12 protein-coding genes and 2 tRNA genes are annotated in these 14,497 nt (G+C 71.9%); 7 read left to right on the forward strand and 7 right to left on the reverse strand.

Going from position 1 to position 14,497, the window contains the following annotated elements:
• Positions 1–43 precede the first annotated feature (43 nt).
• Positions 44–859 carry an SOS response-associated peptidase gene (locus tag ACIA79_RS09375; RefSeq protein ID WP_399427560.1) on the reverse strand — a complete coding sequence of 272 codons (816 nt, stop codon included), beginning with the start codon at positions 857–859 and terminating at the stop codon, positions 44–46.
• Positions 860–989: 130 nt separating this feature from the next.
• Here ACIA79_RS09375 and ACIA79_RS09380 point away from each other — a divergent pair, with 130 nt between their 5' ends.
• The 4 genes from ACIA79_RS09380 (at position 990) to ACIA79_RS09395 (ending at position 4,530) form a co-directional block, all read left to right on the forward strand.
• Positions 990–1,703 carry a M50 family metallopeptidase gene (locus ACIA79_RS09380; RefSeq protein ID WP_399427561.1) on the forward strand — a complete coding sequence of 238 codons (714 nt, stop codon included), beginning with the start codon at positions 990–992 and terminating at the stop codon, positions 1,701–1,703.
• Positions 1,704–1,778: 75 nt separating this feature from the next.
• Positions 1,779–3,095: a 3-phosphoshikimate 1-carboxyvinyltransferase gene (gene aroA / locus ACIA79_RS09385; RefSeq protein ID WP_399427562.1), complete on the forward strand. Its 1,317-nt coding sequence runs from the start codon at positions 1,779–1,781 to the stop codon at positions 3,093–3,095.
• A gap of 4 nt (positions 3,096–3,099) precedes the next feature.
• On the forward strand, positions 3,100–4,110 hold the full coding sequence (rsgA, locus tag ACIA79_RS09390) for a ribosome small subunit-dependent GTPase A (RefSeq protein WP_399427563.1): 1,011 nt from the start codon (positions 3,100–3,102) through the stop codon (positions 4,108–4,110).
• 96 nt (positions 4,111–4,206) lie between these two features.
• Complete coding sequence (locus ACIA79_RS09395; RefSeq protein ID WP_031076809.1) at positions 4,207–4,530, forward strand: multidrug efflux SMR transporter; 324 nt, start codon at positions 4,207–4,209, stop codon at positions 4,528–4,530.
• On the opposite strand, the gene ACIA79_RS09400 is transcribed toward ACIA79_RS09395, so the two are convergent.
• Positions 4,496–5,218, reverse strand: a complete 723-nt coding sequence (locus ACIA79_RS09400; protein WP_399427564.1) for a TetR/AcrR family transcriptional regulator — start codon at positions 5,216–5,218, stop codon at positions 4,496–4,498. The two genes, ACIA79_RS09395 and ACIA79_RS09400, sit on opposite strands and share 35 nt — an antisense overlap.
• Positions 5,219–5,325: 107 nt before the next feature.
• Here ACIA79_RS09400 and hisN point away from each other — a divergent pair, with 107 nt between their 5' ends.
• Positions 5,326–6,126: a histidinol-phosphatase gene (gene hisN / locus ACIA79_RS09405; protein ID WP_399427565.1), complete on the forward strand. Its 801-nt coding sequence runs from the start codon at positions 5,326–5,328 to the stop codon at positions 6,124–6,126.
• A gap of 230 nt (positions 6,127–6,356) precedes the next feature.
• Positions 6,357–6,755 carry a cyclic nucleotide-binding/CBS domain-containing protein gene (locus tag ACIA79_RS09410; protein WP_399427566.1) on the forward strand — a complete coding sequence of 133 codons (399 nt, stop codon included), beginning with the start codon at positions 6,357–6,359 and terminating at the stop codon, positions 6,753–6,755.
• A gap of 79 nt (positions 6,756–6,834) precedes the next feature.
• On the opposite strand, the gene ACIA79_RS09415 is transcribed toward ACIA79_RS09410, so the two are convergent.
• On the reverse strand, positions 6,835–8,286 hold the full coding sequence (locus tag ACIA79_RS09415; protein WP_399427567.1) for a catalase: 1,452 nt from the start codon (positions 8,284–8,286) through the stop codon (positions 6,835–6,837).
• A 143-nt stretch (positions 8,287–8,429) separates the two neighbouring features.
• On the opposite strand from ACIA79_RS09415, the gene ACIA79_RS09420 reads away from it, so the two are divergent.
• On the forward strand, positions 8,430–8,846 hold the full coding sequence (locus ACIA79_RS09420; protein ID WP_399427568.1) for a Fur family transcriptional regulator: 417 nt from the start codon (positions 8,430–8,432) through the stop codon (positions 8,844–8,846).
• 166 nt (positions 8,847–9,012) lie between these two features.
• Here the strand turns inward: ACIA79_RS09420 and ACIA79_RS09425 are convergent.
• The 4 genes from ACIA79_RS09425 to ACIA79_RS09440 form a co-directional block, all read right to left on the reverse strand.
• Positions 9,013–9,086 (reverse strand) — tRNA-Met (locus ACIA79_RS09425).
• A gap of 238 nt (positions 9,087–9,324) precedes the next feature.
• Positions 9,325–11,109, reverse strand: coding sequence for a tetratricopeptide repeat protein (locus ACIA79_RS09430; protein WP_399427569.1), 1,785 nt, complete (start codon positions 11,107–11,109; stop codon positions 9,325–9,327).
• A 191-nt stretch (positions 11,110–11,300) separates the two neighbouring features.
• Positions 11,301–11,374 (reverse strand) — tRNA-Met (locus tag ACIA79_RS09435).
• A gap of 39 nt (positions 11,375–11,413) precedes the next feature.
• Positions 11,414–14,380, reverse strand: a complete 2,967-nt coding sequence (locus ACIA79_RS09440) for a UPF0182 family protein (RefSeq protein ID WP_399427833.1) — start codon at positions 14,378–14,380, stop codon at positions 11,414–11,416.
• Positions 14,381–14,497: the final 117 nt, after the last annotated feature.

The raw sequence follows: 14,497 nt of genomic DNA on the forward strand, positions 1-14,497 counted from the left end.
GGTGCCCGGGCGGCGGCGCACGCCGCGCACCGCGTGCCGCGCGTCAGAAAAGCGTTTCCTCCACCGGGCCGGGGAGTTCCTCCAGCAGCTCGGGCCCGTTGTTGCGGACGTTGCTGACGGCGGGCGTCACCGGGTAGGCCCGCATCAGGCCGGCCGGGGGCGGGCTGAGCAGGGAGCGCAGCTCGTCGGTGTCCGTGCGGGCCGGGTCCAGCCAGGCGTCCCACCGGTCGGGCGTGAGCATCAGCGGCATGCGCGGGTGGATGTCCGACAGCGCGTGCGGGCCCTCCGCCGGGGCCACGCCCAGCGGTTCCGTGTCCGCCTCGGTGGTGATCACCGAGCAGGTGGCCCACCACGCCCGGGGGTGGTCCGGCGGCAGGGCCGGGTCGCGCCAGAACTCGTACAGCCCCGCCATCGCGAAGACGGACCCGTCGGCGGGCGTGACGAAGTACGGCTGCTTGCGCGGGCGCTTCTTCTTCCCCTGCTCCTCCAGCTGCCGCTCGGCGGCGCCGGTCACCCACTCGTAATAGCCGTCGGCGGGCAGGATGCACCGGCGCGTGGCGAAGGCCTGCCGGAAGGACGGCTTCTCGTGGACCGTCTCCGCCCGGGCGTTGATCATCCGGGCGGCGCCCTCGGGGGTCTTGGACCACGACGGCACGAGGCCCCACTTCAGGGTCCGCAGCTGCCGGACCGGACGGGGGGAGTCCGCTCCTCTGAGCGGGCGTTCGAGGACCGCGTACACCTCCTTGGTGGGCGCCACGTTCCAGTCGGGGGCCAACGTCTCCTCCGGCTCCCACTTCTGGACCCCGAACAGACCCGTGAGGTCCTCGGGCCGCCGGCTCGCCGCATACCGTCCGCACATCGCGTACCACCCCTCCTCTGTATGCGGTACGAGCCTAGGCGGTGTCTTGCCGATCACGCCGGGGTTGAGCCATCGCCCACCGGGCACGGAGGATGCTCCCTACGCCGAGACACCAGGGAGCCGCCCCACCATGGACCGCACGAGCCTCGCCGACCTCTGGGACCGCGTCGTCGGCACCCAGCCCGCCCCGGAACTGTGGCTCGTCCTGGTCACGGCCGCCGCCGCCCTCGCCGTCACCGTCCCGCACGGGCTGTGGCGGGTGGCGCGGAACGCGATCACGATCGCCCACGAGGGCGGCCACGGACTCATCGCCCTGGTCACCGGCCGGCGGCTGCAGGGCATCCGGCTGCACTCCGACACCAGCGGTCTGACCGTCAGCCGGGGGAAGCCGACCGGCCTGGGCATGATCCTCACCGCGGCGGCCGGCTACACCGCCCCGTCCCTGCTCGGCCTCGGCGGCGCCTGGCTGCTGGCGGCGCACCGCATCACGCTGCTGCTGTGGGTGGCGACCGCGCTGCTCGTCGCCATGCTGGTGATGATCCGCAACGCGTACGGGGCCCTCACGGTGCTCGTGACGGGGGCCGCCTTCCTGCTGGTGTCGTGGCTGACGGAGCCCGTCGTCCAGGCGGCGTTCGCGTACGGCGCGGTCTGGTTCCTCCTTCTGGGCGGTGTCCGTCCGGTCTTCGAGCTCCAGGCGAAGCGCCGGCACGGCGGTGCTCCGGACTCGGACGCCGACCAGCTCGCCCGGCTGACGCACGTCCCGCCCGCCCTGTGGTTGTTCCTCTTCCACGCGGTGTCGCTCTGCTCGCTGATCGGCGGCGGACGCTGGCTGCTGGGCCTGTGAGACCGGCGAGTCCGATGATCATGAGAGCCCGGAGGAGGTGAGCTCTGGCCATAGCGCCCGTCTAAAGTGAGGGGCATGACCGATAGCCCCGCACACCTCGACCTCTGGCCCGCTCCCCCCGCACGCGGAGCCGTCGACGCGACCGTCACCGTGCCCGGGTCCAAGTCGGTCACCAACCGTGGCCTGGTGCTCGCCGCGCTCGCCTCGGAGCCGGGCTGGCTGCGCCGCCCGCTGCGCTCCCGCGACACCCTGCTGATGGCCGAGGCCCTGCGCACGATGGGCGTGGGCATCGAGGAGGGCGTGGGCCCCGACGGCACGGGGGAGCGGTGGCGGGTCATCCCCGCGGGGCTGCACGGCCCGGCGCAGGTCGACGTCGGCAACGCCGGCACGGTCATGCGGTTCCTGCCCCCGGTCGCCGCCCTCGCCGACGGCCCGGTCCGCTTCGACGGCGACCCGCGCTCCCACGAGCGGCCGCTGCACGGCGTGATCGACGCGCTGCGCGCCCTGGGCGCCCGTATCGACGACGACGGACGCGGGTGCCTGCCGATGACGGTGCACGGCAGCGGGGCGCTGGACGGCGGCCCGGTCGAGATCGACGCCTCGTCCTCGTCGCAGTTCGTCAGCGCGCTGCTGCTCTCCGCGCCCCGCTTCAACCAGGGCGTGGAGGTCCGCCACACCGGCGCCAAGCTGCCCTCCATGCCGCACATCCGGATGACCGTCGACATGCTGCGCGCGGTCGGCGCCCAGGTCGACGAGCCGGAGACCGGCGGCGAGCCGAACGTCTGGCGGGTCTCCCCCTCCGCGCTGCTCGGCCGCGACCTCACCGTCGAGCCGGACCTGTCCAACGCCCAGCCGTTCCTGGCGGCCGCCCTGGTCACCGGCGGACGGATCACCATCCCGGACTGGCCGCAGTACACCACCCAGCCCGGTGACGCGCTGCGCGAGATCTTCACCGCGATGGGCGGCTCCTGCGAACTGACCGAGCAGGGGCTCACCTTCACCGGCACGGGCACCGTCCACGGCATCGACTGGGACCTCGGCGACGTCGGCGAGCTCACGCCCGGCATCGCGGCGGTCGCCGCCCTCGCCGACTCGCCCTCGACCCTGCGCGGGGTGGCCCACCTGCGGCTGCACGAGACGGACCGGCTGGCCGCGCTCACCAAGGAGATCAACGAGCTCGGCGGCGACGTCACCGAGACGGCGGACGGGCTGCACATCCGCCCGCGCCCGCTGCACGGCGGTGTCTTCCACACGTACGACGACCACCGCATGGCGACCGCCGGCTCGATCATCGGCCTCGCCGTCGACGGTGTGCTGATCGAGAACGTGGCGACGACCGCCAAGACCCTGCCGGACTTCCCGCAGATGTGGACCGGAATGCTCGAGGCCTGACGACATGCGCCGCTACGGCAAGCACACGGACGAGGACGACATCCGTTCCCGCCCCAACCGCAAGGGCACCCGCCCCCGCACCACCATCCGCCCCAAGCACGAGGACGCGGCCGAGGGCATGGTCCTCACGGTGGACCGGGGCCGCCTGACCTGTCTCGTCGACGGCCGTACGGTCATGGCGATGAAGGCCCGGGAACTGGGCCGCAAGGCCGCCGTGGTGGGCGACCGGGTCTCCCTCGTCGGCGACATGTCCGGCGCGAAGGACACCCTCGCCCGCATCGTCCGCATCGAGCCGCGCCGCTCCGTCCTGCGCCGCACGGCCGACGACGACGATCCGTACGAGCGCGTGGTCGTCGCCAACGCCGACCAGCTCGCCGTCGTCACCGCCCTCGCCGACCCCGAGCCGCGCCCCCGGCTGATCGACCGCTGCCTGGTCGCGGCGTACGACGGCGGTCTGGAGCCGCTGCTGGTGCTCACCAAGTCGGACCTGGCACCGCCCTCCGCGCTGCTGGAGCTGTACGGCGCGCTCGACATCCCGTACATCGTCACCAGCCGCGAGGAGCTGTACGACGGGAACGCGGCCGACCGGGTCCGCGAGCACCTCGCCGGCCGCACCACCGCGTTCGTCGGACACTCGGGCGTCGGCAAGACGACCCTGGTCAACGCGCTGGTGCCGGAGGAACGCCGCCGGCTCACCGGTGACGTCAACGCGGTGACGGGCCGCGGCCGGCACACCACCACGTCGGCGCTGGCGCTGCCGCTGGACGGCGCCGAGGGATGGGTGATCGACACGCCGGGCGTGCGGTCCTTCGGGCTCAACCACGTCGACCCGTCCCGGGTCATCAACGCCTTCCCCGACCTGGTGCCGGGCACGGAGCGGTGCCCGCGCGCGTGCAGCCACGACGAGCCGGACTGCGCGCTGGACACCTGGGTGGCCGAGGGGCACGCCGATCCGGCGCGGCTGTACTCGCTGCGGCGGCTGCTCGCCACGCGCGAGCGACGCGAAGGCGACTGAGTCGCGCACGTTTGCGGATCCCGGCGCCCGGTAAGTGCATAATCGCACCAAGTCGGACCGAGCAGTCACGGACCACGGACGCGGGAGGCACTGACGATGGCGTGGCTGCTGGTGATCGTCGCGGGCTTCCTGGAGACCGGTTTCGCCGTCTGCCTCAAGCTCTCCCACGGCTTCACGCGGCTGTGGCCGACGGTCGCCTTCGCCTGTTTCGCCCTCGGCAGCTTCGGGCTGCTGACCCTGTCGCTGCGGAAGCTGGACGTGGGCCCGGCGTACGCGGTGTGGACCGGGATCGGGGCGGCGGGCACGGCCGTCTACGGCATGATCTTCCTGGGCGACCTGGTGTCCACACTGAAGATCATCTCGATCTCCCTGGTGATCCTCGGGGTCATCGGGCTCCAGCTCTCGGGCTCCTCGCACTGACGCCGCCGACGGCCCGGCGCACCAGCGCGCCGACCTCCTCCCGGGGCGCGGGCGCGACGACGCAGGACAGGGCCAGCCGCACGGCCAGCTCGCACGTCTCCTCCCCGCAGCCCTCCCGGCCCAGCGCGGCCAGGGACCGCTCGCGTACGGCCGCCACCAGTTCGGCCGGGCCGGGGGCGCCCGCGTCGGCGCGGCGCTGGGCGGCCGAGCCGGTCAGGACCCGGCGGGCGGGGCCGGGCCGGGGGCGGGGTGCCGGCAGCCGGTCGCCCCAGCAGCCGGTGAGCAGGGCGCGCAGCAGGGGCCGCGTCCGCGCCTCGCGGACGATCCACTCGGCGACGGAGGCGAGGCGGTCCCCGGCGTCCGTGCCGGTGCCGGTGCCGGCTTCCGTGTCCGCGTTCGTGTCCGTGCCGGTGCGGGCGTTCGCGCCGGTGCCCGTGTTCGTGGCGGCGCGGGTGTTCGTGGCGGTGCCCGTGTTCCCGAGGATGCGCTCGACGCCCTCCAGGTACGCGTCGGCCTCGCTGCGCAGCAGGGCCCGCGCCAGGCCCTCCTTGCTGCCGAACTCGTTGTAGAGGGTCTGCCGGGACACGCCCGCGGCTGCCGCCACGTCGACCATCCGCACCGCCGTCCAGGGCAGGTCCGCGAGCGCCGCGCGAGCGGCGTCGAGCAGTGCTTCGCGCGCGGTGGGCATCGTCGCCTCCCCTGGCCCGACGGCTCTGAACTCAGAGTTGACGGGCCGCCACGCACTGTCAAGAGCTCCCGCGGAAGCGGCCGGTCCCGCGGGATAGAGTGCCGCCCATGGCCGATTACCACGATGATCTGCGTCTTGCCCACGTCCTCGCGGATGCCGCCGACGCCGCCACCATGGACCGGTTCAAGGCGCTCGACCTCAAGGTGGAGACGAAGCCGGACATGACGCCGGTGAGCGAGGCCGACCGGGCCGCCGAAGAGCTGATCCGGGGCCATCTGCAGCGGGCGCGGCCGCGTGACGCGATCCTGGGCGAGGAGTACGGCGTCGAGGGCACGGGCCCGCGCCGCTGGGTGATCGACCCGATCGACGGCACCAAGAACTACGTGCGGGGTGTGCCGGTCTGGGCGACGCTGATCTCGCTCATGGAGGCGGGCGAGGGGGGCTTCCAGCCGGTCGTGGGCGTGGTGTCGGCGCCGGCGCTGGGCCGCCGCTGGTGGGCGGCGAAGGGGCTCGGCGCGTACACCGGCCGCAGCCTGTCGTCGGCGACGCGCATCCACGTGTCCAAGGTCGCGGACCTGTCCGACGCGTCGTTCGCGTACTCGTCGCTCAGCGGCTGGGAGGAGCAGGGCCGGCTGGACGGCTTCCTGGACCTCACGCGCGCGTGCTGGCGGACGCGCGGGTACGGCGACTTCTGGCCGTACATGATGGTCGCCGAGGGCTCGGTGGACATCTGCGCCGAGCCGGAGCTGTCGCTGTGGGACATGGCGGCGACCGCCATCGTGGTCCAGGAGGCGGGCGGCACCTTCACCGGCCTGGACGGCGCGCCGGGACCGCACAGCGGGAATGCGGCGGCGTCCAACGGCCTGCTCCACGACGAGCTGCTGGGGTACCTGAACCAGCGTTACTGACACCGCCGCGGCGGGACGGGACGGGCCGGTCCGGTCCCGCCCCACCGCGGGCGGCCGGGCGGTCCGGTCGCGTCCCCGCCAGGCGCCTACGGTCCGTCATGGCGTACGTGCGCCAGGTCATGCAGACCCCTTGTTGAGGCCGCCCCGGGCTGCCACTCTGAGAGTCCCCGCACTTGTGAACTTGTGAATCGATTCTCGACGAGTCGTTCACCAAGGAGGTGGCTCCATCCATGCTCGTCCGTGACGCCATGAGCACGGTGGTCCTCACCATCGGCCCCGCCCACACGCTCCGCCAGGCAGCGGCCCTGATGGCGGCGCGCCGGGTCGGCGCGGCCGTCGTTCTGGACCATGACACCAGCGGCCTCGGCATCCTCACCGAACGGGACATCCTCGTCTCGGTGGGCGCCGGTCAGGACCCGGATCTGGAGACGGCCGGCGCGCACACGACGACCGACGTCGTCTTCGCCGCGCCGGAGTGGACCCTGGAGGAGGCCGCGACCGCCATGTCCCACGGCGGCTTCCGCCACCTGATCGTGCTGGACGGCACCGGGCCGGTCGGCATCGTCTCCGTACGCGACATCATCCGCTGCTGGGCGCCGGCACGGCGTCACGCGGCCGCCCTGGCCTAGGCCGTATCCGGACGGCCCGGAGGGCCGGCTCCCCTGCGGGAGCCGGCCCTCTCGGCCACGACAAGCGATCCAGTGCTGTTCAGCCGCGCAGGGCCTGGACCGCGGCCTCCAGCCGCTTGCCGAAGTCTCCGTCGGCCTGACGGAAGTTGTTGATCGCGCGCTCGATGATGTCGTCGCGCGAGACCTGGGAGAGCGAGCCCGCGAGGTTCCCGATCAGGCGGTCCTTCTCGGGCTCCGTCATGAGCCGGTAGAGGTTGCCGGCCTGGACGAAGTCGTTGTCCTCGGCGTGCACCGGCGCCTCGTGGTTGCCGGTCCCGCCCGTCACCGGGATCGGCTGCCACAGCGGCCGGCCGGTCTGGAACGGGCCGCCGAAGCTGTTCGGCTCGTAGTTCTTGGCGCCCTTGTGGCGGCCGTCGTACAGGTAGCCGTCGCGGCTGTTCGTCCGCGCCTCGGTGGCGTGCGGGCGGTTCACCGGCAGGTGGTCGGCGTTGATGCCGACGCGGTAGCGATGGGCGTCGCCGTACGCGAAGAGGCGGCCCTGGAGCATCTTGTCCGGGGACGGCCCGATGCCCGGCACGAAGTGGGCGGGGCTGAATATGGACTGCTCGACCTCGGCGAAGACGTTCTCCGGGTTGCGGTTGAGCTCCAGCTTGCCGAACTCGATGACCGGGTAGTCGGCGTGCGGCCACACCTTGGTCAGGTCGAACGGGTTGAAGCGGTAGGTCGCCGCATCGGCCACCGGCATGATCTGCACGCCGACGGTCCAGGACGGGTACTCGCCGCGCTCGATGGCCTCGCGCAGATCGCGCTGGTGCGAGTCGGGGTCCTCACCGGCGAGCTTGTTGGCCTCGGCCTGGGTGAGGCACTTGATGCCCTGGTCCGTCTTGAAGTGGTACTTCACCCAGAAGGCCTCGCCGGCCTCGTTGTTCCACTGGTAGGTGTGGGAGCCGAAGCCGTCCATGTGGCGGTAGCTCGCCGGGATGCCGCGGTCGCCGAACAGCCAGGTCACCTGGTGCACCGACTCGGGCGACAGGCTCCAGAAGTCCCAGACGTTGTCCGCCTCCTGCGAGCCCGTGTACGGGTCGCGCTTCTGGGTGTGGATGAAGTCGGGGAACTTGATGGCGTCCTTGATGAAGAACACCGGGGTGTTGTTGCCGACGAGGTCGTAGTTGCCCTCTTCGGTGTAGAACTTCAGCGCGAAGCCCCGGGGGTCCCGCACGGCGTCGGCGGCGCCCAGGTTGCCCGCCACGGTCGAGAAGCGCAGGAAGACCTCGGTCTGCTTGCCGACCTCGGAGAGGAACTTCGCGCGGGTGTACGGGGTGACGTCGGCCGTCACCGTGAACGTGCCGTAGGCACCGGCGCCGCGCGCGTGGACCACCCGCTCCGGGATGCGCTCCCGGTTGAAGTGGGCGAGCTTCTCGAGGAGCAGCTGGTCCTGGACGAGAACCGGACCGCCGAGGCCCGCGGTCTCGCTGTTCTGGTTGTCGGCGACCGGCGCGCCGGCCTCCGTGGTGAGCGGTCCCTGCGTCACGTGCGCCTCCTGCGTGTTTCCTGCACAACCTGTCCCTTGGCCAAAGCCGGTACCGATCCTACAATGGACAATGTCTAAGTCAAGTCGTCATCCAAAGCCACACCCGTTCGGGACTGAGCCCCCTCCCTGTTAGGCTGGTCCTCATGAGCGACCTGTTGGAACGACTGCGTGGACGCGGCTGGCGCATGACCGCGCAGCGACGCGTCGTGGCCGAGGTCCTCGACGGCGAGCACGTCCATCTGACGGCTGACGAGGTCCACGCACGCGCGGTGGAGCGGCTTCCGGAGATCTCCCGTGCGACCGTCTACAACACGCTGGGCGAGCTGGTGACGCTGGGTGAGGTCCTGGAGGTCACGACGGACCGCCGCGCGAAGCGGTACGACCCGAACGCGCACCGTCCGCACCACCACCTGATCTGTGCGGGCTGCGGCGCGATCCGCGACGTGCACCCGTCGGGCAACCCGCTGGCCGACCTGCCGGACACGGAGCGCTTCGGCTTCACGATCTCGGACGTCGAAGTCACGTACCGGGGCGTGTGCCCCACCTGCGCGGCCGCCTGACGCGCCGACGACACCGAGCCCCCCGGGAGACCGGGGGGCTTTTGCGTTGCGGAAGCCTGCTGCCGGGCGGGGTGCGCGGACCTGCCGGGCGCGGGGCGCCGAAACGTACCGGCAGGGGAAAACACCGAAGGCCCGGATCTCGTAAGATCCGGGCCTTCGGCTTCAGTAGCGGGGACAGGATTTGAACCTGCGACCTCTGGGTTATGAGCCCAGCGAGCTACCGAGCTGCTCCACCCCGCGTCGATGAACACAACCTTACGGGACTGCGTGGAACAGCGCAAATCCATAAGCGAGGCTTGGGAGTGAGCTGCGTTACGCCACCGCCGGGCCTGGCCGCCGGGCGGGGTTCGAGCCCCGCGGTGCGGGGTCCGGTGCCGCGTGCGAGGCCCCGGTGCGGGCCCGCCGGACGGCGCAGGCGCGCCGGATCCGAGCCCCGGACCGGGTGCCGGGCCTGGCCGCCGGGCCCGGGGACAAGCGGTTACGCGGTGAGTTCCTGGTGCAGCGCCTCGCTGAGGCGTGCCGCCCGCTCGGCGACCTCCGCCGGGCCGAGCTCGACGGCGCGCGCGCACCAGCGCCGGCCCTCGGCCAGTTCGCCCCGGCGGGCGGCGAGCAGCGCGAGGCGCAGGGCGGCCCGTCCGTGCCCCGCGCGGGCGGCACGGGTCCACCAGAGCGCCGCCTCGCGCTCGTTGCCGTCCCGGGCGAGCAGCAGGCCGAGGTTGAACGCGCCGTTGCGGCTGCCCGCCTCGGCGGCCTCCCGGTACCAGCGGGCGGCCCCGGCGGTGTCCCCGCGCTGGGCGGCGAGCATGCCGATCCGAACCTGGGCGCGGCGGTGCCCCTGCTCGGCCGCCCGCTCGTACCACTCCTCGCACTCCGTCTTGGGCGCCTGGGGCTCGCCCAGCGCGGGGCGGCCCGGCGGTGGCTGGCGTGCGTCCAGGACGGTGGCCAGCCGGAACGCCGCCTCGGCGCTGCCGCCGCCCGCCGCGCACCGCAGGTGGCGCTCGGCCTCCTGCTCGTCGCCGTCGCGGAGCTTGGCGATGCCCACCTGGAGCGCGGCCTCGGTGTGGCCGGCCCCGGCGGCCCGCTCGTACCAGGTCAGGGCCGTGCGGTCGTCGCCCCGGCCGGCGTACAGGATGCCGAGGTTGAAGGCCGCGTCGACGCTGCCCGCCTCGGCGGCCTTGGAGAACCAGGGCTCGGCGCCGTTGGGGTCGCCGCTCTGCAGCAGCAGGACGGCCAGCGCGTTGGCGGCCTCGCGGTGGCCCGCGTAGGCGGCGCGGCGGTACCACTGCTCGGCCTGCGCGGTGCGGTCCTGGGCGGCGTACAGCAGCCCGAGGTTGTACGCGCCGTTGACGTCACCGGCGTCGGTGGCCGCGCGGTACCAGCGCTCGGCCGTCTGGTGCTCGCCGCGCGCGGCGTGCAGGGCGCCCAGCGCGTTGGCGGCGTTGCCGTCGCCGTCCTGGGCGGCGCGCAGCCACCACACGGCGGCGCTCTCCTCGTCGCCCGCGTCCCGCAGCAGGAAGCCCAGCGCGCAGGCGGCGCGGGGCTCGCCGTCCTTGGCGGAGGTGAGGTACCAGCGGCCGGCCTCCTTCAGCTCGCCGCGCTTCTCCAGGATGGCGCCCAGGTGGAGCGCGGCCCGGCGGTGGCCGCGCGCGGCGGCCTGCCGGTACCACTGCTCGGCCGTCTCGTTCCCCGTGGCGGCCGCGTCCTCGCCCTGCTCCTGCGCGGCGCGCTCCAGGGCGCGGGCGAGGCGGTAGGCGGCTTCGCGGTGGCCCTGTTCGGCGGCGGCGCGCAGCCAGCGCTCGGCGCCGGCGTCGCTGCGGTGCTCCAGCAGATCAGCGAGGGCGTAAGCGCCCAGGGCGTGGCCCTGCTCGGCGGACTGGCGCAGCCAGTACTCGGCGGCGGGTTCGTCGCCGCGCTCGCGGTGGTGGCGGCCCAGGGCGTGGGCGGCGGCCGCGGACCCGGCGACGGCGGCGATGCGCCACCAGCCGGCGGCCTCGTCGGCGTACCCGCGCTGGTGCAGCAGGACGCCGAGGTTGTTGGCGGCGGCGCGGTCCCCGTCGGCGGTGGCGGCACGCAGGTACGGCTCGGCGCCGTCGAGGTCTCCTCGGCGCAGGAGCATCGCGCCGACGATGCTCATCGATGCGGTGTCACCGTTGTCGGCGGCTCGGCGGTGCCGTGCCTCGGTCTCGACGGCGTCCCCGGTCTCCGCGCCGTCCACAAACCGCCCTGTTTCCAAAAGCGTTGCCCTGTCCCCCATATTTTCCATCGTCGCACCACCTGCAACCCGGGTACACCTGGTATACCGCAGCCAGTGAGGTCACTACAGCGTTTTGTCGACATGCCCACAGGGAGACAAGTCAAACACGAGTCGCCCCAACTGCCCCCCTACGGGACGCCGATTGCATCGCCCACGCACCAAGGGCCCGGATCTCGAAAGATCCGGGCCCTTGACTTCAGTAGCGGGGACAGGATTTGAACCTGCGACCTCTGGGTTATGAGCCCAGCGAGCTACCGAGCTGCTCCACCCCGCGTCGGTGAAACCACCGTATCACGACGCGGGACGGACTCCGTCAGCCTGCGGGTTTCTGGTCGGCGGGCTTCTGATCGGCCGGCTTTGGAGCGGCGGGCTTCTGGTCCGCCGGCTTCTCGTCGCCCGGCTTCTCGTCCGCCTCGGCCGCGGCTTCCGCCGCCGCGGCTCGCCGCAGCGCTTCGGCGAGGTCCGCCTGGGCCTTGCCGTACGCCGTCCAGTCGCCCTTCTTCAGCGCCTCCTCGCCTGCCGTGAACGCCCTCTGCGCATCCGCGATGGCCTGCTGCAGTGCGGCGTCGCCGGTGGCCGGCGGCTTGGTCGGGTCGCCGGGCGGCGGCGTGGTGGGCGTCTCGCCGTCCACCCCGAAGACCGCGTTGAGCGCCTTGCCGAGGTCGTCCTCGAACACCGTGGTGTCCTTGGTGGTGTCACCCTCCGGCTGGTCCGCGTCGACGTACGACACGGCCACCTTCCTCAGCAGCGGGTACAGCGCGTTGCGGCCCTGCGCGTACACCGGTTCCACGTACAGGAAGCCACCGTCGAGCGGCACCGTGAGCAGGTTGCCGTACTGGATGTCGGAGTCGGCGCCCTTGAGGTCGCGGACGAACTGGGCCACGGACGGAAGGCTGTTGAGCTTGTTCTGCACCTGGGCGGGGCCCGGTACGTCCTGCGTCACCCGCAGCAGCCTGATCCGGCCGTAGTCCTTGCTGCCGGCGTCGGCGTCGACCGCCATGAAGCCGCCCAGGTTGGGCCGCCCGTTGGGGGTGAACGTCGTCGTCAGCGCGAAGCGCTGCTCCTTGTCGCCCGGCATCTTCATGCTCAGGTAGTACGGCGGAACGGCGTTGCCGTCCTTGTTGGTCGGGTCGTCCGGCACCTGCCAGGCGTCACTGCCGCTGTAGAACTGCGCGGCGTCCGTGACGTGGTAGCGGGTGAGCAGCTCGCGCTGCACCTTGAACATGTCCTGCGGGTAGCGCAGGTGCTCCTTGAGGCCCGGCTTGATGTCGTCCTTCGGCAGCACGGTGCCCGGGAACGCCTTCATCCAGGTCTTGAGGACCGGGTCCTCGGTGTCCCACTGGTACAGCTTGACCGTGCCGTCGTACGCGTCGACGGTGGCCTTCACCGAGTTGCGGATGTAGTTGACCTGGTTCTGCTGCGCCACCACCGCCCGGGTCTCGTTGCCGGCGGTCAGGGAGTCCGTGGTCGTCGTCCCCAGCGTCGTGCGCGAGGCGTACGGGTAGCCGTTCGTCGTCGTGTACGCGTCGACGATCCACTGGATGCGGCCGTCGACCACCGCCGGGTAGGCGTCGCCGTCGATGGTCAGCCACGGGGCGACCGCCTCGACGCGCTGCTTGGGCGTGCGGTTGTACAGGATCCGCGAGCCGTCGCCGATCGCTCCCGAGTAGAGGATCTGCGGCTCGCTGAAGGTCACGGCGTACGCGGCCCGGTTGAACGCGTTGGAGAGGTCGACCCCGCTCTTGCCCTGGTAGCTGGTGGTCTTCTCGCCGTTCTCCTCGTAGTCGAGCTCCTTCTGCGGACCGCCGACGATCGAGTACTGCTCGGTCTTCTCGCCGTAGTAGATCCGCTGCTCGTACTTCCCGGCCTGGCCCGTGGTCGGCAGGCCGGCCTCGGTGAAGATCGGTGAGCCGTTGGCGTCCGTGGTCGTACCCGTGGCCATGATCGCGCCGTAGCCGTGGGTGTAGGTGAAGTGGTCGTTGATCCAGTTCCGCTTCGGGATGCCCTTGATGTTGAGCTCCCGCAGACCGACGACCGTGTCCTTGCCCTCGTAGCGGTCGACGTCGAGCGTGGTCGGGAACTGGTAGTACTTCCGCTTCTGCTCCAGCTGCTGGAACGTCGGCGAGACGATGTTCGGGTCGACGAGCCGGTAGCTGGCCGCCGAGTCGGCGTCGCTGCGCAGCCGGTCCTTGGCCTTGACCGTGGACTTGCCGGAGTAGTTCTCCGGCTTCGCCCGGTCGATGTCGTACGCCTTGCGCGTCGCCTCGATGTTCTTGGCGATGTACGGCGCTTCCTTGGCCTGCTCGTTCGGCTGGACCTGGAACTTCTGCACGATCGCCGGGTACAGCCCGCCGATGAGGATGGCGGAGAGCACCATCAGGCCGAAGCCGATCACCGGCAGCTGCCAGGTCCGGCGCCAGAGCGTGGCGAAGAACAGCACGGCGCAGATGACGGCGATGCAGAAGAGGATGGTCTTGGCCGGGAGGTAGGCGTTGGCGTCGACGTACCGCAGACCCGTCCAGTTGCCGGTCGCCTTGAAGTCGCTGGACTTCACCGCCAGGCCGTACCGGTCGAGCCAGTACGCCACGGCCTTCAGCGACACGAAGATGCCGAGGAGGACCGAGAGGTGCCCGGTGGCGGCGGCGGTGGCGCGCGCGCCGGGGCTGGTGATGCGCAGCCCGCCGTACAGGTAGTGCGTGAGGGCGGCGGCGATCAGCGACAGCACGGTCGCCGCGAAGCCGAAGCCCAGCAGGAACCGGTACCAGGGCAGGTCGAACGCGTAGAACGCCACGTCCATCCTGAACTGGGGGTCCTTCTGGCCGAACGGCACGCCGTTCACCCACATCAGCCAGGTGCGCCACTGCCCGGAGGCGGACGCGCCGGCGATCAGCCCCACCAGGGCGGTGATCGCCAGGAACACCCACTTCTTGTACGGGGCGACGCCCATCCGGTAGCGGTCCAGGCTCTGCTGCTCCAGCGACATGGCGCTGAGCGGCGGGCGGAGCCGGTGGGCGAGCCAGATGTTCAGCCCGACGGCGGTCGCCATGAGCAGACCGAAGACGGCGAACAGGCCGATCTTGGTCCACAGGGTGGTGGTGAAGACGGACGAGTACTGCACGGACCGGTACCAGAGCCAGTCCGTCCAGAACCCGGCGAACATGACGAAGAGCATGGCCAGGACGGCCAGCACCCCCAGCGTCATGAGCAGGGTGCGGGCCCGCCGGGACGGCCGGCCGACTCTGATCCGTGGCCCGGTCGGGCCTCCGCCGCGGTCCGGCATCTGGAAAGCCAACGTGCGCCCCTCGAAGTTCGCGTCGTGTCTGTGCAGGTCGTGTTCCGGGCAGCTGAAGCGGCTGCGCCGGGCCCCAGCGATCGTAGGACCCACTGATGCAACTTA

This window comes from Streptomyces sp. NPDC051310 (assembly GCF_044455245.1).
Taxonomy (GTDB): Bacteria; Actinomycetota; Actinomycetes; order Streptomycetales; family Streptomycetaceae; genus Streptomyces.